This window comes from Geomonas anaerohicana, from assembly GCF_016458305.1.
GTDB lineage: Bacteria > Desulfobacterota > Desulfuromonadia > Geobacterales > Geobacteraceae > Geomonas > Geomonas anaerohicana.
Genome location: NZ_JAEMHL010000003.1, coordinates 480143 through 503705 on the forward strand (window position 1 = coordinate 480143; position 23563 = coordinate 503705).

Annotated in this window: 16 protein-coding genes; 5 read left to right on the top strand and 11 right to left on the bottom strand. The window is 62.3% G+C overall.

Going from position 1 to position 23563, the window contains the following annotated elements:
- Nucleotides 1-50: 50 nt before the first annotated feature.
- The gene (locus tag JFN91_RS08510) at nt 51-3812 is read right to left on the bottom strand and encodes a PAS domain S-box protein (RefSeq protein WP_236015035.1); all 3762 of its coding nucleotides are present in this window, start codon (nt 3810-3812) and stop codon (nt 51-53) included.
- Nucleotides 3813-4104: 292 nt separating this feature from the next.
- Here JFN91_RS08510 and JFN91_RS08515 point away from each other — a divergent pair, with 292 nt between their 5' ends.
- Entirely contained in the window at nt 4105-4929 is an 825-nt protein-coding gene (locus JFN91_RS08515) for a CvfB family protein (protein WP_199388769.1), read from the top strand.
- A gap of 67 nt (nt 4930-4996) precedes the next feature.
- Here JFN91_RS08515 and JFN91_RS08520 read toward each other — a convergent pair whose 3' ends face one another.
- Nucleotides 4997-5671, bottom strand: a complete 675-nt coding sequence (locus tag JFN91_RS08520; protein WP_199388770.1) for a Bax inhibitor-1/YccA family protein — start codon at nt 5669-5671, stop codon at nt 4997-4999.
- Nucleotides 5672-5897: 226 nt separating this feature from the next.
- Here JFN91_RS08520 and JFN91_RS08525 point away from each other — a divergent pair, with 226 nt between their 5' ends.
- Nucleotides 5898-6236, top strand: coding sequence for a hypothetical protein (locus JFN91_RS08525; protein WP_199388771.1), 339 nt, complete (start codon nt 5898-5900; stop codon nt 6234-6236).
- Nucleotides 6237-6334: 98 nt separating this feature from the next.
- Here JFN91_RS08525 and JFN91_RS08530 read toward each other — a convergent pair whose 3' ends face one another.
- From JFN91_RS08530 to JFN91_RS08540, 3 genes are all read right to left on the bottom strand, one after another.
- Nucleotides 6335-7399 (bottom strand): NADH:flavin oxidoreductase/NADH oxidase, encoded by a 1065-nt coding sequence (locus JFN91_RS08530; protein ID WP_199388772.1) that lies wholly within the window; start codon nt 7397-7399, stop codon nt 6335-6337.
- Nucleotides 7400-7497: 98 nt separating this feature from the next.
- On the bottom strand, nt 7498-8328 hold the full coding sequence (gene mutM, locus JFN91_RS08535) for a bifunctional DNA-formamidopyrimidine glycosylase/DNA-(apurinic or apyrimidinic site) lyase (protein WP_199388773.1): 831 nt from the start codon (nt 8326-8328) through the stop codon (nt 7498-7500).
- 11 nt (nt 8329-8339) lie between these two features.
- On the bottom strand, nt 8340-8525 hold the full coding sequence (locus JFN91_RS08540; protein ID WP_199388774.1) for a hypothetical protein: 186 nt from the start codon (nt 8523-8525) through the stop codon (nt 8340-8342).
- A 260-nt stretch (nt 8526-8785) separates the two neighbouring features.
- On the opposite strand from JFN91_RS08540, the gene JFN91_RS08545 reads away from it, so the two are divergent.
- Both JFN91_RS08545 and JFN91_RS08550 read left to right on the top strand, forming a co-directional pair.
- Nucleotides 8786-11179, top strand: a complete 2394-nt coding sequence (locus tag JFN91_RS08545) for a PAS domain-containing protein (RefSeq protein ID WP_199388775.1) — start codon at nt 8786-8788, stop codon at nt 11177-11179.
- Nucleotides 11180-11670: 491 nt separating this feature from the next.
- On the top strand, nt 11671-12375 hold the full coding sequence (locus tag JFN91_RS08550) for a GntR family transcriptional regulator (protein ID WP_199388776.1): 705 nt from the start codon (nt 11671-11673) through the stop codon (nt 12373-12375).
- Between the two features lie 14 nt (nt 12376-12389).
- On the opposite strand, the gene JFN91_RS08555 is transcribed toward JFN91_RS08550, so the two are convergent.
- The 5 genes from JFN91_RS08555 to JFN91_RS08575 form a co-directional block, all read right to left on the bottom strand.
- Nucleotides 12390-13247 (bottom strand): sensor histidine kinase, encoded by an 858-nt coding sequence (locus JFN91_RS08555; protein ID WP_199388777.1) that lies wholly within the window; start codon nt 13245-13247, stop codon nt 12390-12392.
- Nucleotides 13248-13480: 233 nt separating this feature from the next.
- Nucleotides 13481-15259 (bottom strand): acyl-CoA dehydrogenase family protein, encoded by a 1779-nt coding sequence (locus JFN91_RS08560; RefSeq protein WP_199388778.1) that lies wholly within the window; start codon nt 15257-15259, stop codon nt 13481-13483.
- A 40-nt stretch (nt 15260-15299) separates the two neighbouring features.
- Nucleotides 15300-16472 (bottom strand): thiolase family protein, encoded by a 1173-nt coding sequence (locus JFN91_RS08565; RefSeq protein ID WP_199388779.1) that lies wholly within the window; start codon nt 16470-16472, stop codon nt 15300-15302.
- Nucleotides 16473-16620: 148 nt separating this feature from the next.
- A complete protein-coding gene (locus JFN91_RS08570) occupies nt 16621-18990 on the bottom strand; it encodes a 3-hydroxyacyl-CoA dehydrogenase/enoyl-CoA hydratase family protein (RefSeq protein WP_199388780.1) in 2370 nt (789 codons plus the stop codon).
- 26 nt (nt 18991-19016) lie between these two features.
- A complete protein-coding gene (locus tag JFN91_RS08575) occupies nt 19017-20882 on the bottom strand; it encodes a long-chain fatty acid--CoA ligase (protein WP_328746380.1) in 1866 nt (621 codons plus the stop codon).
- 257 nt (nt 20883-21139) lie between these two features.
- On the opposite strand from JFN91_RS08575, the gene JFN91_RS08580 reads away from it, so the two are divergent.
- Nucleotides 21140-21445: a hypothetical protein gene (locus JFN91_RS08580; RefSeq protein WP_328746383.1), complete on the top strand. Its 306-nt coding sequence runs from the start codon at nt 21140-21142 to the stop codon at nt 21443-21445.
- A 2-nt stretch (nt 21446-21447) separates the two neighbouring features.
- Here JFN91_RS08580 and JFN91_RS08585 read toward each other — a convergent pair whose 3' ends face one another.
- A complete protein-coding gene (locus JFN91_RS08585) occupies nt 21448-23562 on the bottom strand; it encodes an EAL domain-containing protein (RefSeq protein ID WP_199388782.1) in 2115 nt (704 codons plus the stop codon).
- Nucleotide 23563: the final 1 nt, after the last annotated feature.

A 23563-nucleotide genomic window follows, 5' to 3' on the forward strand; every position in this document is an offset into this window, starting at 1 on the left:
ATTTTTCGTAAGACGTCCCCCTCCCCTGTCCGTGAGCGGGGGAAGGGCGGTCAGGAATCGAGCATCTCCCGGACCTTCTTGGCCAGTTCGATCGGCCTTGCCGGCTTCTTGATGATGTCGACCCCCTCTTCCATGAAGATGCCCTTGTCCTGTATTACGTCGGCGGTATAGCCGCTCAGGAAAAGGACTTTCAACTGCGGTGAGTGGCGGCGCAACTCCTCGCAGAGCTGCTTCCCGTTCATCTTGGGCATGATCACGTCGAGCAGTGCCAGGCTGATCTCCTGGTGCCTGGACTGGAACAGCTGCAGCGCCTCATCGCCACTGCCCGCCAGGATCACCTGGTAGCCATACCTCTTCAGGACCGACTCGACCAGATGCCCCACGGCGGCATCGTCCTCGACTACCAGGATGGTCTCGTTGCCCCCTTCCGGAATGAAGGAGGCGGGCTTTTCTCTGGGCTGTACCTTTTCCGTGATCAGCGGCAGATAGATGCTGAAGGTGGTGCCGAAGCCGACCTGGGAAAAGACTGTAATGTAACCGCCGTGCTGCTTGATGATGCCGTACACGATGGACATGCCCAGGCCGGTGCCGCGCCCGGGGAGCTTGGTGGTGAAGAAGGGCTCGAAGATCTTCTGCTGGGTTTCGGTATCCATCCCGGTCCCGGTGTCGGTCACGGTAATGAGGGCGTAGCGCCCTGGCATGCCGTACCCATACTGGCGGTGGAACTCTTTGTCCACGGTGGTCAGTTCGGTGCGGATGGTGAGCTCGCCGCCGGTGGGCATGGCATCCCGGGCGTTGGTGGCGAGGTTCATCAGTACCTGTTCCAACTGCCCGCTGTCCGCCATAACCAATAGCTTCTCGTCGGTGAACGATGTCTTCAGGGTGACGTCTTCGCCGATGATCCGGACCAGGAACTTCGCGTGCCTGCGGGTGAGCTCGTTCAGTTCCACCTGCTGCATCACCATTACCTGCTTGCGGCTGAAGGCCAACAGGCTCTTGGTGAGGTGGGTGGCACGGTCCGCTGCATCGAGGATCTGTTCCATGTGCTCCAGCATCGGGTCGTCTTTGGGCAGGGAGTGCTGCAGCAGTTGCCCGAAGCCGAGGATGACGGTAAGTATGTTGTTGAAATCATGGGCGACCCCGCCGGCGAGCTGGCCGATGGCCTCCATTTTCTGCGCCTGCCTCAGCTGCTCCTCGAGTTTCTTGCGCTCGTTTATGCTCTCCATGAAGGCCATGAAATGACTGATCGCGCCTGAGCTGTTGAGGATCGGCGAGATGGTGGAGTGCTGCCAGAAGGTGGAGCCGTTCTTGTGCCGGTTGTACAACTCGCCGGTCCAGACGCGACCCGCTGTGATGGTGTCCCACATCCCCTGGTACAGCTCGGGCGAGGTCTTGCCGCCCTTCAGGATGCGCGGGTTCTGTCCCACGATCTCTTCGGAGGTGTAGCCGGTGACCTCGGTAAAGCGGGGATTGACGAACTCGATGTCGCCCCTGATGTCCGTGATCATTATGGCAACCGGGCTCTGCATGACGGCCTGGGACAGCTTCAGCAACTGTTCGTCGGCCAGCCTGCGCTCGGTCACGTCCTTGTAGATGACCACGGCGCCGACCAACTCTCCACCCTCCCGCAGCGGGCGGCAGTTGTACTCGGCGTAGAAGCTGCTGCCGTCCTTACGCCAGAACAGCTCGTCGCTCCCCTGGTAGGGGCGCCCCTCGAAGCAGGCGGCGGACATCGGGCACTCCTGCTCCGGGAACGGGGACCCATCTTCGCGGGTGTGGTGCATCAGCGAGTGTTGATGCTGCCCGAGCAGTTCTTCCTGGTTCCAGCCCACCATGTGCGCAGCGGCCGGGTTGACGAAGGTGATGCGTCCCTGCATGTCGACGCCGTTGATCCCCTCGCCGGCGGCGTCGAGAATCAGCTGCATCTGGCGGCGGGTTTTCTCGTGTGCATCTTCGGCCTGCTTGCGCTCGGTGATATCCTCGAGGCTCTGGATCGCTCCGACCACCCTCCCCTGTCGATCCCTGATCGGCGCTGCGTTGACCGTAATGTAATGCCCGTTGCCGTCAGGGTCCTGGTACCATCCTTCCGCCTGTATGCCTTCCTCGATGAGTGCGGACCTTCGATAGTTACTGTAAAGCTTTGTTCCCTCGTCATGATTTTCGTAAAGCACGATGTCGGCGAGAACCGGTCGCTCGCTGCCGTAGAAAATTTTGCCCAGATTGCCGGTCCCCAGCACTTCGTCCGCCTTGATTCCCGTCAGGGCCTCCAGGGCATGGTTCCACATGATGACGCGGTGTTCGTTGTCCAAAACGAACGTCGGTTGGGTCATGTTCAACACCAGGCTCTCGGCAAACTCCTTCTGCGACTGGAGATCTGCCTCGGCCTGTTTGCGCTCGGTGATGTCGTGCATGACTCCGACGATGCCGCCACTGGCGCCGCTCACCGCCGTGAAGCTGGTTTTGCAGAAGATGACGTCGCGGGCCGTATGATCGGCATGTATTGCTTTGCCTTCGTACACCTGAATGCCGCCCCGGGTGATCAAATCCTGGTCGGCGTGGTGGTGCACTTCGGCGACCGGTTCGGGGGTGAGATCGAACACGGTCTTGCCGATGACCTGATCCCTGCTAAGGCCGGTAAAGTTGAGGAAGGCCTGGTTGCAGCCAAGGTACCTGCCGTCCGCGCCCTTGTAGAACACCGGGATAGGTGTGACCTCGATAAGTTTTTGCGAGAACTCCAGCTGTCGTTTCAGCACGTGTTTCTGCTCTTGTAGCTCCAGCACCAACTGGTTAAAGGCATCGCCCAATACTCCGATCTCATCGCCGGCCGGGATGTGTATCGGGGCTACGTCGCTTTCCTTGTTCTGGGTCAGCACCCTGATCTGTTCGGTGAAGGTGGTCAGGGGCGCGGTCAGGAACTTCATGCACAGCGAGACCACCAGCATGGATATGAGAAACACCACGAACAACGCGATCAGGATGTAGCTCCGGGCACGGTGGATCGGCGCATAGGCCTCCTGCTGCGGGAAGTTGCTGGCGAGGATCCAGTTGGTGGATTTGAGCCGCTTGAAGGAGCTGATGACCGCCATGCCACGGGAATTCGTGGTCTCGCCGGTCCCCTCGTACCCCCCGATGGCCTCGTCGTAGAGGCGGTTCTTGCCGACCGGGACGTCCTGCTTGAAGACCCGGCGGCTGTCGGGGTGGGCTATCATCACCCGGTCCGTGTTGTACAGGTAGAGGTAGCCCTTGTCCCCGAGGGTGATCCTGCCTACCCGGGTCACGAAATTGTCCCTGGTGAGGTCGATGCTGCCGGCCAGGACGCCGGCCACCTCTCCCCTGGCGTCGAGTATCGGCGCGGTGAGCATGATGATGGGGTGCCGGTGGTTTTGCGCCGAGAGGAACGGGGCGGAAATCTGTGGTTGTCGGGAGGCGAGGGTCTTTTTCAGGTAGTCGCGGTGCAGGAAGTTCTTGCCGACGATGCCGCTGTCAAGCGGGCTGCCCGAGATGAGTGTCCCATGGGCGGAAAACAGGAACAGGCCGTTGTCGAACATGGTCAGGTTGCCCGGACGCTGGTCGAAAAAGCTCTGCATGGTGCGCGCGTCGTGCAGAGCCGAGGTCTTGAGGGTGCGGGCGGTGGCCACCAGTTCCGTCTGTGACAGGAGGAGCTTGTCGTCGATCTGGTCGGCCAGAGCGGTGACCATGTCGAACTGCTGCGTGTACAGCAGCCCCTTGATCTGGTCGGTGACGTAAAGGTGGGTGGTAAGCGCAAGTATGGACAGCAACCCCGCGATCAACAGGGAGATGGTTACCGTCATCTTCGTTTTCAGGCTAAAGGGGCGCAATCAGCCTCCACTGGCAGGACCGCAACCTAGGCGTTACGGAACTCGTTACCTTAGTATGAAAATGTTGGAGCTGTCCAGTTTAAAAAGTATTTTCACGGTTGTCGCAAGTTACTGTTTATTAATGGTTTTCTCTGCTGCTGGCCAGCGGCGTACAATGCTGCTCACCCGGATGCTGAAAAGATTGATAGGTTCTCGCAGGTATTTGATATAGTATTTCGGTTTGCGGCGGCAAAACATTAGAGCCGCGTGGAGGAGTAGAGACAAGATGTTAGAGATCGGCAAGTACAACCGTCTGGAAGTGAAGAAGCTCAGCGCCATCGGTGCCTACCTCGCGTCGGAACTGGGTGAGATCCTGTTGCCCACCAAGTACGTTCCGGAGGGGCTGCACCACGGCGAGCACCTGAAGGTGTTCGTATACCTCGACTCCGAGGACCGCCTCATCGCCACCACGCTGGAGCCCAAGGCGCAGGTGGGCGACTTCGCGCTCATGGAGGTGAAGGACGTAAGTCCGGTGGGGGCATTCCTGGAGTGGGGGCTGGAAAAGGACCTCCTGGTGCCGTTCAGCGAGCAGCCGCGTCCCATGCACAAGGGTGAGCGGCACCTGGTCCGGGTGTACCTGGACCGCTCCGAGCGCATCGCGGCCTCGGCCAAGATCGGCAAATTTCTGGAAAAGTCGGCGGCTGGTCTCAAGGAGGGACAGGAAGTAACGCTTACCTTCTACGAGTTCGGCAACCTTGGCGCCAAGGTGATCATCGACGGCCGGTATGACGGGCTGTTGTTCAAGACCGAGCTGTTCGGCACATTCGGTGCCGGCGACAGCGCGAAGGGGTACATCAAGAAGATCAGGGGCGACGGCAAGATCGACGTGACGCTCAGAACGGGCGGCAAGCAGGACCTCACCGGTGGTCGTGAGACCCTGTTGCGGGTGCTTGGGGAGCGTGGAGGTTTTCTGCCCGTGGGGGATAAGTCGCCTCCGGAATTGATCGCGGAGATGTTCCGGATGAGCAAGAAGAATTTCAAGGCGGTGATTGGCAACCTGTACCGGGAGGGGGTAATCGAGATTACCAAGGAAGGGATCAGGCTGCGCTAGGTTCCCCCCTCCCCTGTTGAAAAAAGCCCCCCGGCGTGATGGTGCGCCGGGGGGCTTTTTTACTTTCTTACCTGCGGTCACCCAGGAAGCGGAGCAGCAGCAGGAACATGTTGATGAAGTCGAGGTACAGGGTGAGCGCCCCGAGAATGGCCCCCTTGCCGCCGGTATTGCCCATCTGCTTGATCCTCTGGGTGTCGTAGGCGGTGAGGCCGGTGAAGACGATGATGCCGCACAGGCTTAAGACCCAGTTGAGCATCGAGCTGTGCAGGAAGATGTTCACCAGGGAGGCGATGACCACGCCCACCAGGCCCATGAACAGGAAGCTCCCCCACGAGGAGAGGTCGCTCCTGGTCAGGTAGCCGTAGAGGCTCATGGCGCCGAACATCCCGGCGCTGACCAGGAAGGTCGAGGCGATCGAGGAGTGGGTATAGACGACGAAGATGGTGGACATGGTCAGGCCGTTCAGCGCCGCGTAGAGCAGGAAGAGCATGCTGGCCGTGGCGGCGCTGATCCGGTTGATGGCACCGCTTATAGCCACTACCAGCCCCAGTTCGCCGAACAATAGGGCGTAGAAAAGGATGCGATTGCCCAGGATGGCTTGTAAAAGGGCCGGCGAGGACGCGGTGATCACGGAAACGAGTGCGGTAAGCAGCAGCCCGCCGCTCATCCAGCCGTACACTCCTCTCATTACTCCGCTGTTGACCACGCTGATGGTCCGGTACTGAGTTTGATATCTTTCCATTAATTGCTCCCTTTGATTGCCGTCTGCGCTAGAACAGTTCCCGCCGCAGTTTTCAGTGATTTACGCCCCTTCTTTATAGCATGAAGCGATGGCTCAGTGAGAAAAATAAGCACTCCGAGGTGAATATGCAAGGGGTGATGCTACAATCTTAGTCCCTTTATCTATTGGTGCCACACGGCACCGTTGCGCGGCGTTTCCGCCGCATCGACTCAAAGGAGGATCCATCATGTTGAAAAAAATCATCATCCTTGCCTGTCTCGTCTCTTTGTTTCCCGCCGTTGCCGGCGCCCAGGACGTGGCGTTCATGGTGAACCAGCTGCCTGCGCAGCAGGCCCCAACCCAGAAAAACGTCAATCTCATGCCCCGCGAGGAGTCCGCTACCACCCTGGTTGCGGCAAACGACGTCCAGGGGGCGGCCGGTGTTGCCGAAGAGCGGCCCAAGAAGAGCCACTCCGGCATGACCTTCAAGGAGTTCTGCGACGTGCATTTCGGCGAGTACCGCTGGGTGTATTGGGTGGGCGCGGTCGCCGCGATAGTTGCCATCCACGTGGTAGCGGCCGACTAACTACGGGGGCGGCAGGTCATCAACCTGTCGCCCCTCCCTTCCCTTCCCGTTACACCTGCCCAGCCTTCCCGACGCGACACACCAGTTGACGTTCTTTCTTATTTCGCCCTTTCGTATTGCACCGGCCAGGGGAGGTCTACGCCCAGCGACTTGGCGGCATGCAGCGGCCAGTACGGGTCGCGCAGCATGGCCCGCGCCAGGAACACGGCGTCGGCCAGCCCGGTGGCCACGATCTGCTCGGCCTGGACCGGGTCCGTGATGACTCCCACCGCACCGGTCGGGATGCCGACCTCGTTCCTGATGGCCGTGGCGAACGGGGTCTGGAAGCCGGGACCGAAGGGGGGCATGGCCTCGGGGACCATCCCGCCGCTGGAGCAGTCGATCAGGTCGACCCCGATATCCTTCAGCGCAGTGACCAGGTGCAGCGTCTGCTCCAGGTCCCACCCTCCCTCCATCCAGTCGGTGGCCGAGACCCGGACGAACACCGGCAGGTGCCCGGGCCAGATCTCACGTACCGCCTTGGCGACGCGCAGCGGAAAACGGCAGCGGTTTTCCAGCGAACCACCGAATTCATCGCTGCGCTGGTTGGAGAGCGGCGACAGGAACTGGTGCAGCAGGTAGCCGTGCGCCATGTGGATTTCGACCACCTCGAACCCGGCCTCGATGCTGCGCCGTGCCGCGGCGGTGAACTGCCCTAAGAGCGTTTCCAGGTCCTGCAGGGTCGCCTCGCGGGGGATCACCGGCTCCTCCCTGGAAAAAGGGACCGGGCTCGGGGCGATGGTCTGCCAGCCGCGGTGGTTGACGTCGACCGGGCGCCCTCCTTTCCAGGGGAGATCAGTCGACGCCTTGCGCCCCGCGTGGGCGAGTTGAATGCCCGGGACGGATCCCTGCTCCTTGATGAAGCGCGTGATGGGGGCAAAGGCGGCGGCGTGCTCGGCGCTCCAGATGCCGCTGTCGTCGGGGGAAATGCGCCCCTGCGGGGTGACGGCGGTCGCCTCGACCATAACCATGCCGGCGCCGCCCACGGCGCGGCTCCCCAGGTGCACCATATGCCAGTCGGTGGGGAGCCCCTCCTTGCTGGAGTACATGCACATCGGGGACACGAAGATGCGATTCTTGAAGACCAACTCGCGCAGGGTAAGCGGGGTGAAAAGGATGCTCATGCTGGAAAACCTCCTGAAGCTGGTGTGATGTGGCAGGGGTGCGTCTGCGGCAGTTTAGCAGGCATCGGGATAACTGCAACGAAATCAGGCGGCCCGGGTCACGGCGCGGTCCGCTGCTCCGGCTGGCACTGCGGACAGAAGAAGGTGGAGCGGTTACCGAGCCTCCCCCTGCGGATGGCAGTGCCGCACTCCCGGCAGGGAAGCCCTTCCCTGCCGTAGACGTAGAGCTGCTGCGGGAAGTAGGCCAGTTTTTCTTCGGCTCTCCTGAAGTCCATGCTGGCGCGACCGGCGGCTATGGACGAGGCGAGAGTCTCCTTGATGGCGGTGACCAGTGCGGTGCAGTCGGCGGCAGTCAGTTCACCCGCAGGGGTGTCCGGGTGCATCCGCAAGCGAAACAGGCTCTCCGCCGCATAGATGTTGCCGATGCCCGCCACGACGGCGCTGTCCATCAGGAACCGCTGCAGGGCCACCCGCCGGCCACGGCTCAGCCGGTACAGGTAATCCGGGCCGAAGGCGTCGGTGAGCGGCTCCGGTCCGATCTTCCTGAGCAACTGGTGCTGCAAGGGATCGGACCCGGTGAAGTGGATGGAACCGAAACGGCGCGGGTCGTTGAGCCGGAGCACGAGTCCGGAGTCGAGCCGCAGGTCGAAATGGTCGTGCGGGCCGGGCGCGACCGAGGCCGGTACCAGGCGCAGGTGGCCGGTCATACCCAGGTGCAGAAGCAGCGAGCCGGCGCTACAGGTGAGGATCAGGTACTTGCCCCGGCGCTGGACCGAGCGGATAGTCTGGCCCACGAGGAGCTCTGGGAGCCCCTCCGGGACCATGTTGCGCAGCTTGGCGATGTGCAAGTCGGCGGATGCGATGCGCGCACCGGTCAGGTGGTCCGTTATCCCCAACCGGGTTACTTCTACTTCAGGTAACTCTGGCATGAACGCTCCGGCTACTGGTCCAGCGGCATCGGGCTGCAGACGTTGTCTTCGGAGTTCGCCTCCGCACCGCAGGTGAAACAGACCACCGTCGGGCGGTCGGTGATGTGAGCGACCTCTTCCAGGCGCCCGGCGCTTTTGAGCATGCAGATGTGTCCGGTGTGTTTGGCACCGCAGCGGCAGGTTTGCGTGGCTTCCATATCATCCCCCTTTGTCTGACGTATCCCTCATTACTACTGCAAACCGGCTGTGGCAGTCAACTCTTAGGTGGCTCATTGTCAGGGCGAACAGCAATGCCTTACGCCTCCAGACATTATTTTTTTATAATTTGTTGTTGCTACTTTTGGATATTGTGTTTATATTAGAAAAAACTTTCTCTATGCCAATCCTGCCCGGCCTGAGACAGAAGACGACAGGTAGTTTAGGTACGCTTGGACACAACGTTGCCCAAGGGGGAGTCATGAACGGATTGTTGCAGGTAAACCAGGTTGCCGATCACAACAACAGCGCTTCCCGCACCTGCATTGGCGGCGATGCCCTGACGCTGTCCCGGACCGCTGTGTCCGGGCCTGGTTACGAACAGGTGTTGCGCAACATGTTCCGGGCGGCCCCCCTGGGAGTGTACCAGACCGATAGCCACGGCCACCCCCAGGCTTCCGTGGTGAACGGCCCGGCGGACCCCGCTGACGCCGGCATGCACCGGGGCGGCTATCTCACCCCCCAGGAGCGCAAGGGACTGGCCGCATCCTTCCAGGTCGCCATGGAGGCAGGACAGCAGTGGCATCGGCAGTTCCCTTACCGTTTCGCCGATGGCGCCGTCTGCCTGCTTCAGGCCGTGGTCGCCCCGCTGTATGGCGACGGAGGCGCGCTCACAGGCTACCAGGTCTGCACCCTCGACGTCACGGCACAGCACCAAGCCCAGCAGGAGCTGGCCCTGAGCGACGACCGGCAACGGGTCGCCCTGGATGCGGCGGAACTAGGCATCTGGGATTTCGACGTCACCGGCAACGATTGCTACTTCAGCCCCCTCTGCTACCAGATGCTGGGCTACAGCGGCGGACAGATGCAGGTGCGGCTGGAGGATTGGACCAACATCATCCACCCTCAGTACCTCGACAGCGCCCGCCGGGTACTGGAGAACTGCATCAGCGGCAGCATCGACAAGTTCGAGCTGGAGTTCCGCCTCAAGACCAACGAGGGGAAATGGCACTGGTTCCGCTGCACCGGCAAGGCAGCCGCGCGGGATGCCAGCGGCAGGGCCAGCCGCCTCGCCGGCACCCTGTTGGACATAAACCAGGCCAAGCTCATGGAGCACCTGCTGCAGATGGAGCACGGGCTGCTGAACCTGATTACCTCGACCAGCCCGGTAGGCATCATGTTCATCGAGTCAGACGGCAACATCACTTTCGTGAATCCCAAGGCGGAGCGCATCCTGGGCCTGACCAAGCAGCAGATGGCGCTCAGGGACCCCCCTGTCGTCGACGCCATCTTCTCCGTGGAGGATGGTGCGGCCGCCGGTGCCGAACTGTCTCTGGGCCAGATCCTGGAACAGGGACGTTGCCTGCTGCAGTCCTGCTTCGTCTTCGCCCGCCCTAACGGCGTCAGCGCGGTCATCTCCATCAGCACCGCGCCCTTCCTGGACCCGGCCAGCACGGTAAGCGGCACGGTAGTGACCCTTGAGGACGTGACCGAGCAGAAGACGCGTGAGCAGGTGCTGGCGGACAACGACCGCCTGCTGCGGGAGACACAAAGGATCGCCCAACTGGGCAGTTACGTCCTCGATATTGCCCAGGACCACTGGGCCTGCTCCAGCAAGCTCGAGGAGATCCTCGGCATCGACGCCGCCTACCCGAAGACCATGCAGGGGCACTTCGACATCGTGCACGAGGAATTCCGGGACCAGTTCAGCGACAGCTACCGCGCCGCCATCAGCAACAACCGCCCCTTTGAGCACGAATACAAGATCAGAAGGCACAACGACGGCGAGGAACGCTGGGTGACCGAGTGCTGCGAACTGACCTGGGACGCGGCCTGCAAGCAGGCACGCATGATCGGCACCATCAAGGACATCACCGAGCGCAAGGCCGCCGAGGAGGCCATCCGCAACCTCAACGACGAGCTCGACCGCCGGGTCATCGAGAGGACTTCGCAGCTGGTAGCCGCCAAGAAGGAGATCGAATCCTTCAGCTACTCCGTTTCCCACGACCTGCGCGCGCCGCTGCGGCACATCAACAGCTACAGCGCCATCCTGGTCGAGGAGTACGGCGAGTCACTGCCCGAGGACGCCCGTTACTACCTGGAACGGATCTGCACCGCCAGCAGCAGGATGGGTAAGCAGATCGACGACCTGCTCGCCCTGACCCGCGTAGGTCGCGCCATCATGAAACGGAGCACCTTCAACATCAGCCAGTTGGCTGCCGACGTGGTGGACATGCTCAGCGAGGAGTCCGACAACCCGCCGGAGTTCGTGGTACAGCCGGGGATCAGCGCCTACGGCGACAGCGCGTTGGTCCGGCTGGTATTGCAGAACCTCCTCGGCAACTCGGTCAAGTATTCCTCGCGTGCTCCCTTCCCGCGCATCGAGTTCGGACAGACGCTCGTGGCGGGAAGGCACGCCTTCTTCGTCCGGGATAACGGGGTCGGCTTCGACATGGCCTACGTCGAAAAGCTGTTCCAGCCCTTCCAACGCCTGCACGGCTCCGAGTTCGAGGGGACCGGCATCGGCCTCGCCACGGTGCGCCGCATCATCGAGCGCCACGGGGGGAACATCTGGGCCGAAGGCAAGGAACAAGAGGGTGCTACCTTCTACTTCACCCTGTCCCACCCGCGCAAATCCGACTCCAGTTTCCGCTAGAGCATCCTGCCGATTCACATTCGCTGCACCGCGGGGCGGCCATCCCCTCGCGGCGTCTTTCCTAATGCACCCGTAGGGGCGAATAATCATTCGCCCCGATTTCGCGATGGATATAGCCGCAGCATCAGTTGGGCACGCGCGGATGGGCAAATGGTTATTTGCCCCTACAGGCACAGTGTTCGTACCCGTCTCTCCATACTTGATCCCTTTTTGGTATTAAAACGGTGTCTACCGGCTGGGTGTCTGCGATCGTCACAACTGCGCCGTCCTAACCGGATGCAGTAACTGGCGCAGCTGGAGAGTCACCCCTGATGCCCCAATTCCTGCGTCGGTACTGCACGTTAGCGGCTGTTGCTAGCAAAAAAAATTGATTGTCAAATAATCAAAACTGTGTTTTAAATGTGTATGCACCTGCAACTGACCCGATACAGTCAGCGCAGCAGATCAAGGCATGCGAGCCCGCCTGCGGTCTAACTATAAGTGAGGCGCCTATGAGGAAAACCTGTCAGATGGTGGAGAAGGCTTTGGTCGACGGGATGTTGAAGGGGGAGTTCAAACCGGGGAGTCCGCTGCTGAGCGAGCGGGACCTGGCGGAGCGCTTCGCCGTCAGCAGGACCACGGTGCGCGAGGCGCTGCAGAAGCTGCAGGACGCGGGATGGATCTCGGTGCAGCAGCGGCACGTCACCATCGTCAAGGATTTTTGGTCCCAGGGGGACCTGGAGATCCTCTCCTCCATCACCAGGAACAGCGACCCTTTTCCTTTCGAGTTGGCGACCCACCTGCTGGAACTCAGGGTCCAGTTCGCTCCGGATTACGCCCGCCGCGCCGTCGAGAATAACGCCGCCGGGGTGGCGGCGGTACTGCGCAAGGCGGAGAAGTTGCGTAACTGTTCGTCGGCCCTGGTCAACTTCGACTGGGAATTGCACCTGGCCATGGCGGTGATGTCGGGTAACCGTATCTATCCCCTGATGCTGAACACGTTTTCCGGCATCTACTCCAAACTGAGGTACTCACTGTTTTCCAGGGACAAGCACCGGTTGCAACTGCGTGACTACTACCGCGACATGCTGGCCGCCGCCACTGCCGGCAACGCCCTGCTGGCGGAGAACATCACCCGCGCCGCGATGCTGGTGAGGTTGAACGATTTCAAGCTGTACTTCGGGTCGCTGGCCCCGGACTGCCCAGCCCCGGCCTAGCCTGAGGGAGCCGGTCAGCTCCCCAGGGTGAAGTAGAAGGTCGCCCCTCCGTTCACCTCCGCCTCCGCCCAGATTCTGCCGCCATGCCGGTTGATGATGCGCTGCACGATGGCGAGCCCGATGCCCAGCCCGGGAAACTCCTCGTCACGGTGCATGCGCTGGAACGGACCGAAGAGCCGTTCGGCGAAGCGCATGTCGAAGCCGGCCCCGTCGTCCCGCACGAAATACACCACCTCATCCCCTTCCTTCCTGCTGCCGATTTCGATGGTGGCGGACTCCTTCTTTGCCGTGAACTTCCATGCGTTTTCCAGGAGATGTTCCAGGGCCGTGCGCAGCAGCACCGCGTCCCCGTGCGCGGGGAGCCGTTCCGGGACCTTGAAGGTGACCTTTCTGCCCGGGTCCCCTTCCCTGACGCAGGCGGTGTAGCTGTTGGCCATCTGGGCGAGATCGAGGTTCAGCGGGGTCATGTCCTGGCGCCCGATGCGCGACAGCGCCAGCAGCGCGTCCACCAGCCCCTCCATCTTGCGGCCGGCCCGCACGATACAGTCCAGGTAGCTGTGCGCGGTCGGGTCCAAACTCTCGCCGTAGTCCTCGAGCAGGGCGTTGCTGAAACCGATCAGGTGCCGCAGCGGTGCGCGCAGATCGTGGGAGACGGCGTAGCTGAAGGTTTCCAACTCCTTGCCCAGGTTTTCCGCCGTGGCCTTGTGCCGGGTCAGCTCCCGCTGAGCCTCGGCGAGCCTCATTTCGCAGTCGCCGGCCGGCTCGCGACCGTGCAGCTGCGTCCCGGCGCGCTGTGCTGCGGCCTCTGCGCCGCTGCCGGTGCTGTTCCGGGTGTCACCCTTGCGCTCACCCTTGCTGTTAGGCGCGTCCATGTGCTCCTCCCGCTGCTACTGACACAGTCCCGCTTAAAACTCTCTTAAAAACAAATTCTGCCACAACTTGCGGCGTTGCACCACTCATAAAATAACAATTTTACTCTCAGCTACACCTTCTGATACACCTTTCTCTGTTTCATAGCTGCAGGCTCTGTCTTGGAAAAAACAACGGGCCGGCTCTGCTGAAATATCAGTCAGAACCGGCCCGGTCCGTGTCCGAGTGCACCCTGTCAGAAGGGGTACTTTTCCGTTTCTATGACGGCCTGGGCCAGGATCCGCTTGTCCTGAAGCAGACCCGCCGGCTGGTAGCGGGTGAACCGCCGGACCGCGCCCAGGAGGACGGCCAGGGTATCCCCCTCCTCGCTGTAGAAGGCGGCCTTGCGGGCGGCGGTGGCTGTTTTTTCGTTGGCACCGAAGCAGAAGCTGCGTACCGCCGCCGTCACCGCGCGTCGTTTCGCCTCGCTCAGGCGCGGCAGGATCTTGTCGGCGCGCAGCACGGCGCTTTCCATGGCGAAGATGTTGATTACCACGTCGGCCAGCGCCAAGAGCACCTCCTGCTCGTCCTTGATCGCCGCCTGGAACTTCTGCGCCGCGGAGCCCGCCACTACCAGGAACAGCTGCTTGAGCCCCGCCAGGAGGGCCTTCTCAGCGGCGAAGGGGACGCTGTCGTCGGGCTCGTCGAAGGAGGGTGTGGTGAGGGCGTCCAGCGCCTTCATCGCCTCGCGCTGCAGCGGGACCTCTCCCTTCAGCGCCCGGGTGAGCAGGGTGCCCGGGATGAGCAGCCGGTTGATCTCGTTGGTCCCCTCGAAGATGCGGTTGATGCGCTCGTCGCGGTAGTAGCGCTCGGCCGGGTACTCCTGGATGAAGCCGTAGCCGCCGTGCACCTGGACCACCTGGTCCGCCACGAAGGCCAGCATCTCTGAGCAGAACACCTTGGCTATGGCGCACTCCATGGCGTATTCCTCGATCCCCTTCTGGTAGGCGTCGTAGTAGTCGGGCGTCTCCTTGGGGATGGTGGCGAGCCGGTCGTCGATCAACCCGGCCAGACGATACACCAGCGATTCCGAGGCGAAGATCTCGGCCGCCATGTCGGCCAGCTTTTCCTGGATGGCGCCGAACGAGGCGATGGGGCGCCCGAACTGTTTCCTCAGCACCGCGTATTTCACCCCGTCGCCCAGGGCGAACTTGGCGGAACCGGTGACTGCGGCCCCCAGCTTGAAACGGCCGATGTTGAGCACGTTGAAGGCGATCTTGTGCCCTTTGCCGATCTCGCCCAGGACGTTCCCGACCGGGACCTGGACGTTGTCGAGGATGACCTGGGTGGTCGAGGAGCCTTTGATGCCCAGCTTCTTCTCCTCCGGCCCGACGCTCACACCTGTCATGGTCCGCTCCACGAGGAAGGCGGTGAAGTGCTCCCGGTTCACCTTGGCGAAGACGGTGTAAAGGTCGGCGATGGAGCCGTTGGTGGTGAACTGCTTGGTGCCGTTGAGGATGTAGTGGCTTCCATCTTCCGAGAGCGTGGCGGTGGCCTTGGCCCCCAGGGCATCGCTGCCGGAGTCGGGCTCGGTGAGGCAGTACGCCGCGACCCATTCGCCGCTGGTCAGCTTTTCGAGATAGCGTGACTTCTGGTCCTCGGTACCGTAGTAGACCAGGGGCAAGGTGCCTATGCCGCTGTGGGCGGCGTAGGCGACCGAGAAGGAGCCCGAGCCGGAAATCTTTTCCGCCGCCAGCATGCTGGTTGCCTTGTCCAGTTCCAGCCCGCCGTACTCCTCGGGGACGTCGATCATCAACAGCCCCAGCTCGCCGCAGCGCCTAAGCAATTGCACCACCTTGTCGAAATTCTGGTGCTCGATCTCTTCGCGGGCCGGGATCACCTCGTTGGCCACGAACTGCTCGGTGGTCGCGCCGATCTGGCGCTGCTCGTCGCTGAAATCCTCCGGGACGAACACCTCGTCCTTCCTGGTCTCGGTGATCAGGAACTCCGCTCCTTTAAATATCCTTGCTGCCATGGCACACCTCGTTGGTTGTAATGGAAACGGTCGTCCCGGGTCAGGTCATCTCGAAAATACCGGCCGCGCCCATGCCGCCGCCGATGCACATGGTGACCATGCCGTAACGATTGCCGCGGCGCCGCATCTCGTGCAACAGGCTCGCAGTGAGCTTGGTCCCGGTGCACCCCAAGGGGTGCCCCAGCGCGATGGCGCCGCCGTTGACGTTGACCCGCGCAGCATCGAGCCCCAGTTCCCCGAGGCAGGCGAGTGTCTGCGCCGCGAAGGCCTCGTTGAACTCGATGAGTTCGATCTGGTCCCGGGACAGGTTCGCCATCTTCAGCGCAGCCGGGATGGCCTCCACCGGGCCGATTCCCATGATCTCAGGGGGGACGCCTCTCACCGCGAAAGAGACAAAGCGGGCCAGCGGCTTCATTCCCGTCCGCTTCAGGAACTCCTCCGACACCACCAGTGCCGCGGCCGCGCCATCGGTCATCTGCGAAGAATTACCGGCGGTAACGGTGCCGTCCGCTTTGAAAGCAGGTTTGAGTTGTGCCAGGGCCTCCAGGGTGGTGTCGCCCCTCACCCCGTCATCGGTGTCCACCAGCTCCTCGACGCACTGCATCTTCCCGTTGTGCAGCGCGCAGTGCGTGGCCGGCACCGCGATGGTTTCCTCGGCGAAGCTTCCCCGCGCCAGGGCACGCGCCGCCTTCTGGTGACTTGCCAGCGCGAAGGCGTCCTGGTCCTCCCGGGAGATGCCGTATTTCTGCACCAGCCGTTCGGCGGTGATGCCCATGGAGGCGTAGGTTTCGGGCCAGGCGCCCACCAGACCGGGGTTGGCGCTGTACTTGTTGCCCCCCATGGGGATCATGGACATGCTTTCGGTCCCCCCGGCGATGATGCAGTCGGCGTTTCCCGCCATGATGCGATCCGCCGCCGAGGCGATGGTCTGCAGTCCCGACGAGCAGAAGCGGTTCACGGTCATGCAGGGGACCTGGTACGGGATGCCGGCCTTGAAGGCGGCGATGCGCGCCACGTTCATCCCCTGCTCCCCTTCCGGGAAGGCGCAGCCGATGATGACATCCTCGACCAGGGCCGGGTCCAGGACGGTGCGCTCGATGAGCCCCTTGATGGCGATGGCGGCCAGGTCGTCGGGACGGACGTCCCTCAGTTTCCCCTTGTAGGCCTTGGTGGCCGGCGTCCGTACGGCTTCCACGATATATGCTGCTCGCATGGCGTTGCTCCTTTGCTGACTTCGGTTGAACTTGGGTGGAGCTTCCTTCCCCCTCCCCGGCCCTCCCCCTCCTGGGGAGGGAGCATATTGCGCTTCCCCTGTTACGGGGGGGGAGGATGATGGCGCGTCCCCTCCCCTGCTGTACGGATCAGTTCCGCAGCGGTTTCCCCTTTTTCAGCATGTGCTGGATGCGTTCCTGGGTCTTCTTCTGGCCGCAGAACTTGAGGAAGGTTTCCCGTTCCAGCTCCAGCAGGTATTCCTCGGTGATCACGGTCCCGGCCGGGACGTCGCCGCCGGTGATGACGTCGGCGATGCCGGAGGCGAGGTAGTGGTCGTAGGCGGAGATGAAGCCCCCCTGCTCCAGGTTCCAGAGCTGGGTCTTGATGCTGGCGGCGATGCCGCGTCCCGGCGCCTTGACCGCAGCCTCGGGCCTGCCGGGACGGTAGTTCGCGGCGAGGGAAATCGCCTTCAGTTTTGCGTCGAAGATGCGGCGGTCCAGGGCCAGGGTGATGCCGTCGCCCGGGCGCATGAGCCCCATCGCCATCAGTTCGGTGGCGGAGCTGCTCACCTTGGCCATGGCGATGTTCTGGTAGTTCTTGACGAGAAACGGGGTGACGTCGGCGCCGTTGCTTTCGGCGAGCCTGACGGCCCTGAGGGCCATCTCCTTGGTGCCGCCGCCGGCCGGGATGAGTCCCACCCCGATCTCCACCAGTCCCATGTAGGTCTCGGCGTGGGCGTTGATGGCGTCGGCATGCAGGCAGGTCTCGCACCCGCCTCCCATCACCAGGTTGTGGGGAGCGGCGACCACCGGGATGCCGGAGTACTTGATCGCCATCATGGCGCGCTGGAACGATTTCACGGTGAGGTTCAGGTCGTCCCAGGCGCCTTCGGCGCAGGCCATGGCGATCAGCATCAGGTTGGCGCCGGCCGAGAAGAGGTTCCCCTCGTTGGCGATCACCATGCCGATGCCGTCGGACTCGCTCCTGCGCAGCCCCTTCTGGATCATGGCCAGCGTGTAGCCCCCCATGGTGTTCATCTTGGAATGGAACTCGAGGCAGAAGATGCCGTCGCCGATGTCGATGAGCGAGGCGGCGGCGTTATGTTCCACCACCCCGGCTGCGCTTTTGAGCAGGGTGAGCGACACCTGTCCGCGGTTGAGCGGCACCTCCCGGTACTTCTTCTCGGTGATGCTGTAGTAGTAGCGTTTGCCCTGCTCTACGCGATAGAAACTCTCCACCTCCCGCAGCCACTGCGGTACGGCGACGCCGTCACGGTCGGCGCGGGCCACGAAGGAGGCGACGCCCAGGGCGTCCAGCAGTTCGAAGGGGCCGAGGTCCCAGTTGTACCCCCACTTCATGGCGTTGTCGACGTTGACCACGTCGTCCGCGATCTCCGGGATCCGTTTGGCCGTGTAGACCAGGGTGTCGCGCAGCGACCGCCATGCGAATTCGGCGGCCTTGTCGTTTCCCTGCAGCAGCGCCTTCACCCGCGCGCCGGGCTCGTCGATCTGCTTGGCAGCCCCCACCGACGGGAACTTCGGCGAGACGCATTCGCGGTAGGCGCCGCTTTCGGGGTCGTAGCAGAGCTTGACGCTGGCGCCGTCAATCGTCTCGCGCTTGAAGAAGCCCCCCTTCGCTTTCTTTCCGGTCAGGCCTTCGGCCACCATGCGGCGCGTGCTTTCCGGAACCCGGAACAGTTCGCGCTCATCGTCGCCGGTAAGCAGCTGGTAGCTGTTGTCCATGACCCGCACCACCGTGTCGATGCCCACCAGGTCCCACAGGGCGAAGGTGCCGGTCTTGGGACGCGCCATGGCCTGCCCGGTGACGGCGTCGACCTCCTCGACGGTGAGTCCCATCTCCACCATGTGGCGCCAGGTGGCGGCACCGGCATAGGTGCCGATACGGTTGGCGATGAAGTTCGGGGTGTCCTTGGCGAAGACCACACCTTTGCCGAGCCGCTTGTCCATGAAGGAGCCCATGCTCCGTAGCAGGTTGGGATCGGTCTCGCTGCACGGGACCATCTCCATGAGGCGCATGTAGCGCGGCGGGTTGAAGAAGTGGGTCACCATGAAGCGGCGCCTGATGTCGGGAGGGAGCGCCTGTGCCAGTTCGTTCACCGAAAGGCCGCTGGTGTTGGTGGAGAGGATGGCCTCTTCCTTCAGGTTGGGGACCACGGTCTCCTTAAAGAGACGCTGCTTCACCTCGAGGTTTTCCAGCACTACCTCGATGACCCAGTCGCACTCCTTGAGCCGTTGGCCGTCGTCGTCGAAGTTGCCGGTCTCGATCCAGGCCGCGTACTCGGGCGCATAGAGCGCGGCGGGCTTGCTCTTGGCGAGCGCGGCCAGCGCGCGGTCTGCGATCTGGTTGCGCTGCGCCTTAGCGTCCGCGGCCGCCCCTTTGGCCGGTTCCGGCACCATGTCCAACAGCAGGACCTCTATCCCCGCGTTGGCGAGGTGCGCGGCGATGGCCACTCCCATGACACCGGCCCCCAGGACGGCAACCCGTTTTATCTGTCTCATCACAACCTCCGGCTCCGGACGCGGCCTCAGTTCTCCGCGACGGTATACATCCGCTCTATCTTATCCTTATAACGCTCAGAAATCACGCGTCTTTTCACCTTCAGGGTCGGGGTGAGCTCTCCCGCCTCGATGGTGAAGTCGCGCGGCAGCAGCGCGAACTGCTTGATAGTTTCGTAATGGGCCAGCTCGGCATTCACCGCTTCGACCCGCTGCCGGTACAGTTCGAGGACCGGCTCGTGCACCACCAGCTCCTCGAGGTCGTTATAGACGATCTTCTTCTCCTGGGCGAACTCCAGCAGCTTCTCCAGGGTCGGCACGAGCAGCGCGGTCAGGTAAGGGCGCTTATCCCCGTAGACGTAGGCCTGGGAGATGTACTTGTCCCTCTTCAGCAGGTTCTCGATCGGCTGCGGCGCGATGTTCTTGCCGCCGGCGGTGACGATCAGGTCCTTTTTGCGGTCCGTGATCACCACGAAACCCTGCTCGAGGCGTCCAATGTCGCCGGTCTTCAGCCAGCCGTCGCTGAAGGCCTCCGTGGTCGCTACCCGGTCCTTGTAGTAGCCGAGCATCACCTGCGGTCCGCGCGCCAGGAGTTCGCCGTCCTCGGCGACGCGGAACTCGGTCTGTTCCAAAGGGGTCCCCACGCTGCCGAAGCGCAAGAGTTCGAAGGTGTTGTTGCAAAGGACGGGGCTGGTTTCGGTGAGCCCGTACCCTTCCAGGATGGGGACCCCGATGCTCCAGAAGAACTCGTTGATCTCGCGGTCCAGCGGAGCGCCGCCGCTGGAGCAGAATTTCAGGTTGTTGCCGAAACGCTGCCGCAGCTTGCTGAAGACCAGCCGGTCCGCGACGGCGTGCTGCAGCGCGAGCCACAGCGGCACCTTCTTATCGATGTACCTGGCATAGACGTACCTGCGCCCGACAGAGAGCACGGTTCTGAAAAGCTTCCTCTTGAACAGGGAGAGCTGGTGCACGTGCTCGTAGATGCGTGAGTGGATCTTCTCGAACAGCCTGGGGACGCAGACCATGATGGTGGGCTGGATTTCCAGCATGTTTTCGGCTATCTTCTCGATGCTGTCGGCGAAGGCGATCATCGCCCCGCTGGCGATGGGGAGGTAGTAGCCGGTGCACCGCTCCAAAACGTGGCTTAGCGGCAAAAAGCTCAGGAACACTTCCCCCTCCTGCACCGCCGCCTTCTCGATGGTGGCGAAGGCGTCGAAGAGCAGGTTGTAGTGCGAGAGCATCACTCCCTTGGGCACGCCGGTGGTCCCCGAGGTGTAGATGATGGTCATCAGGGAGTCCGGTTCGATGGCATCGATCGCCGCGAACAGTTCCTGCCTCTCCTCGTCGCTGATCGGGTCGTCGATCTCCGAGAGCTGGTAGAACGTGGTGACGGGGAGCGAGGGCTCTCCCAGGAAACGCTCGAACGACACCGCCAGTTGCAACATGGGGATGGCGTCCTTGATCTGCAAAAGTTTGCGGTACTGCGATTTTCCCGAGATGAAGACGATGCGTGCGTCGCTGTGGTTCAGGGTGTATTCGACCTGGTCGGGGGTGTTGGTGGCGTACACCGGGACGGTCACCGCACCGGCGCAGAGGATCCCCATGTCGGCAATGGCCCAGCCGACACGGTTTTCGGAGAGGATGGCGACTTTGTCGCCCGGCTTGATGCCCAGCTTGCGCAGGCCGCGCGCCACCATGAGGGCGCGGTTGAAGAACTGGGCGTAGCTAAGGGTGACCCAGTTACCCTGCTTTCTGTACTTCACCGCCGGCCTTGTATCCAGTCGGGCTGCCTGGTGCCGTAGCAGGTCAGGTATGGATCTAAAAGGCACCTTTTCCACGGTAAGCTCCATTTCAAACAGAAGAAAGTCCATCCCTGTACTTAAAAGATAGTGCATGCCTCGCATAATTCAAGAGTGACAGCGGCACATTGGCAAAAAAGACTGGCACAGAAGGAACACTGCAATTCAAAGACAGATGAAACTGCCGGTAAAGGAATAGTTTGACACGCTGCAGGTCGATCAATATTATCGCGACGACCGAATTGCCAAATTTGCTGGAAATGAAATCAGTTGTCCAGCAATCCACATTCAACCGGATTGATCCCTCTTGAGATGATCAACGGAAAATTTTACTGTCACGCAAGGAGTTAGCTGTGATCGAAACGATGATATCGGAAATGGAAGCTGCGTTCTGCAAGGGAGTCTTTGACAAGGACACCGTCTTTCGTTTCAACCTGGAGCAGGAGACCATTACCATCGCGGTGGGACCCGACGGGTATCGCGTGGTCAGGGGGGCGACGCCGGAAGCGGTCGACTGCGAGTGCAGCACCAGCGCCGAAATGTTCAGAAAGATCTGGTACGACGGCTACCGCCCCGGGCTCATGGACTTCCTGGGCGGCGCGATCAGGTGCGACAATCCCTTCTTGCTGCCCGGTTTCCTGAAGGCCTTCGGCCGCTAGTCCTACAGCGGTATCGCTCCCCCGGGCGCCGGCCGGACCAGCATCAACTCGAACTGCGCTGCCGGCAGCGGCCGGCCGATCAGGTCCCCCTGGACCTCGTCGCAGCCGTAGTTCTGCATCAGCTCCAGTTGTTCCTGCCGCTCCACCCCCACGGCGTTCACTTTGAGTTTCAGGCTGTGCGACATGCAGATCATCGCGGTCACCACGTCCAGGTTGTCCGGGTTGTCCAGGTCCCTGATGAAGCTGCGGTCGATCTTCAGCTTGGCGATGGGAAGCTGCCTGATGCGCTGCAGCGACGAGGAGCCGACGCCGAAATCGTCCACCGAAAAGGCCACCCCCGCCTCGGTGAGGCGCAGCATGTTCTGCCTGGAGGCCGTCCCGTTGTCCATGATGGCCCGCTCCGGGATATCCATCTGCAGCGTTCCGGCACCGATGCCGGTTTGCGAGAGGGCGGCAAGGGTCTGCTCGAGAAAATGGGGCTGGTGGAACTCACGGTTGGAGAGGTTGACGGCCAGCGCGAGGTCGAATCCCTTCTCCTGCCACTGTTTCACCTGCGCCAGCGCCTGGTGGATGACCCACTCGCCGATGGGGACGATGGCGCCGGTCTCCTCGGCCATCGTGATGAACTGGTCCGGAAGCAGCAGCCCCCGTTCCGGATGGTGCCAGCGCAAAAGGGCCTCGGCGGCAATGATGCGCCGGTTGCCCAGGCTCAGCAGCGGCTGGTAAAGCAGCTCCAGTTCGCCCCTGGCAACGGCCTGGCGCAGTTGCCGTTCCAGGTTCTGGCGGTTTACGGTGCGCGCGTTGATCTCGCTGTTGTAAAACTGGTAACTGTTGCCGCGGTTCTGCTTGGCCGCGTACATGGCGCTGTCGGCTTTTTGCAGCAGCTCCTCCGAGCTGTCACCGTCGGCCGGGAACATGCTGATGCCGACGCTCGTGCCCACCTTCACCTCGACCCCCTCCAGCCGAAACGGCGCCTGGAACACCCCCATGATCTTGCTCACGACGGTCCCCACGTCATCGGTCTGCGCCAGGTCCGGCATGAGCACGTTGAACTCGTCGCCGCCAATGCGGGCCACGGTGTCGGATTCGCGCACGCAGGCCTTGAGTCTCTGGGCCACCGACTGCAGCAGCAGGTCCCCGGCCGCGTGCCCCAGCGTGTCGTTGATCTGCTTGAAGTGGTCCAGGTCCAGGAAGAGCACCGCCAGGTTCTTGCGGTTGCGGCGCGCCTGGGCCAGTTCCAGTGCGAGAAAGTCCATGAAGAGCTTGCGGTTGGGGAGGTCGGTCAGCACATCGTGCTGCGCCTGGTGCTTGATCACCTGCTCCAGCCGCTTGCGCTCACTGATGTCCTTGAACAGGGTGAGCAGGAAGGGAGTCCCGTCCATCTCGATGGACTCCGCCGATACCAGCCCCTCCAGTTCCTGTCCCGATTTCGACCTGATGCGCACCTCGATGTCGCGCACCGCCCCCTTTTCCGACAACTCGACCAGCAGAGATCCGGCCTGCGCCGGGTCTAGCCAGAGTCCGAGCTCCTCGCCGCTGCTGCCGATCACCTCGTCGCGGTCATAGCCCAGCACCTTCAGAAACGCCTCGTTCACCTCCACCAGCTTGCCGTCGACGAGGTTCGCGATGCTCAACAGGTCTGGGGTCGCCTGGAAGATGGTGGAGAAGCGCCGCTCCGACGCCCGTAGCGCCGACACCTGCTGGGCCACGAGCCGCCGCAGAGTGATCTTTTCGCCGACCCGGTCCAGCACCCGGAACAGTTCCGGGTAGTTGACCGGCTTCAGGATGTAGTGGTCCATCCCGATTTCGATGGCGTTCATGAGGTAGGCGGTCTCACTGTGGGCGGTGACCGCGACGATGGTGGCGTCAGGGTTGAGCAGCTTGATCTCGCGGGCCATGGCGATGCCGTTCATCTGCGGCATGTTGATGTCGGTGACCACCAGGTCCGGCTGGTACTGGCGGTACAGCTCCAGACCGGACCTGCCGTCGTCGGCCGTGTAGATCCTGATCCCCGGGTAATTGAGGGAGAGCATCCTGGCGAGCATCTCCCTTGACTCGATCTCGTCCTCGACAAGGAGCAGGGAGACGTCGTTGAAACGCTGTCGGGGCTGTTCCATC

What these genes read in the sequence shown, in the direction of transcription:
- JFN91_RS08510 (WP_236015035.1), bottom strand. Translation starts at nt 3,812, where the DNA reads ATGACGGTAACCATCTCCCTGTTGATCGCGGGGTTGCTGTCCATACTT.
- JFN91_RS08515 (WP_199388769.1), top strand. Translation starts at nt 4,105, where the DNA reads ATGTTAGAGATCGGCAAGTACAACCGTCTGGAAGTGAAGAAGCTCAGC.
- JFN91_RS08520 (WP_199388770.1), bottom strand. Translation starts at nt 5,671, where the DNA reads ATGGAAAGATATCAAACTCAGTACCGGACCATCAGCGTGGTCAACAGC.
- JFN91_RS08525 (WP_199388771.1), top strand. Translation starts at nt 5,898, where the DNA reads ATGTTGAAAAAAATCATCATCCTTGCCTGTCTCGTCTCTTTGTTTCCC.
- JFN91_RS08530 (WP_199388772.1), bottom strand. Translation starts at nt 7,399, where the DNA reads ATGAGCATCCTTTTCACCCCGCTTACCCTGCGCGAGTTGGTCTTCAAG.
- mutM (WP_199388773.1), bottom strand. Translation starts at nt 8,328, where the DNA reads ATGCCAGAGTTACCTGAAGTAGAAGTAACCCGGTTGGGGATAACGGAC.
- JFN91_RS08540 (WP_199388774.1), bottom strand. Translation starts at nt 8,525, where the DNA reads ATGGAAGCCACGCAAACCTGCCGCTGCGGTGCCAAACACACCGGACAC.
- JFN91_RS08545 (WP_199388775.1), top strand. Translation starts at nt 8,786, where the DNA reads ATGAACGGATTGTTGCAGGTAAACCAGGTTGCCGATCACAACAACAGC.
- JFN91_RS08550 (WP_199388776.1), top strand. Translation starts at nt 11,671, where the DNA reads ATGAGGAAAACCTGTCAGATGGTGGAGAAGGCTTTGGTCGACGGGATG.
- JFN91_RS08555 (WP_199388777.1), bottom strand. Translation starts at nt 13,247, where the DNA reads ATGGACGCGCCTAACAGCAAGGGTGAGCGCAAGGGTGACACCCGGAAC.
- JFN91_RS08560 (WP_199388778.1), bottom strand. Translation starts at nt 15,259, where the DNA reads ATGGCAGCAAGGATATTTAAAGGAGCGGAGTTCCTGATCACCGAGACC.
- JFN91_RS08565 (WP_199388779.1), bottom strand. Translation starts at nt 16,472, where the DNA reads ATGCGAGCAGCATATATCGTGGAAGCCGTACGGACGCCGGCCACCAAG.
- JFN91_RS08570 (WP_199388780.1), bottom strand. Translation starts at nt 18,990, where the DNA reads ATGAGACAGATAAAACGGGTTGCCGTCCTGGGGGCCGGTGTCATGGGA.
- JFN91_RS08575 (WP_328746380.1), bottom strand. Translation starts at nt 20,882, where the DNA reads ATGCACTATCTTTTAAGTACAGGGATGGACTTTCTTCTGTTTGAAATG.
- JFN91_RS08585 (WP_199388782.1), bottom strand. Translation starts at nt 23,562, where the DNA reads ATGGAACAGCCCCGACAGCGTTTCAACGACGTCTCCCTGCTCCTTGTC.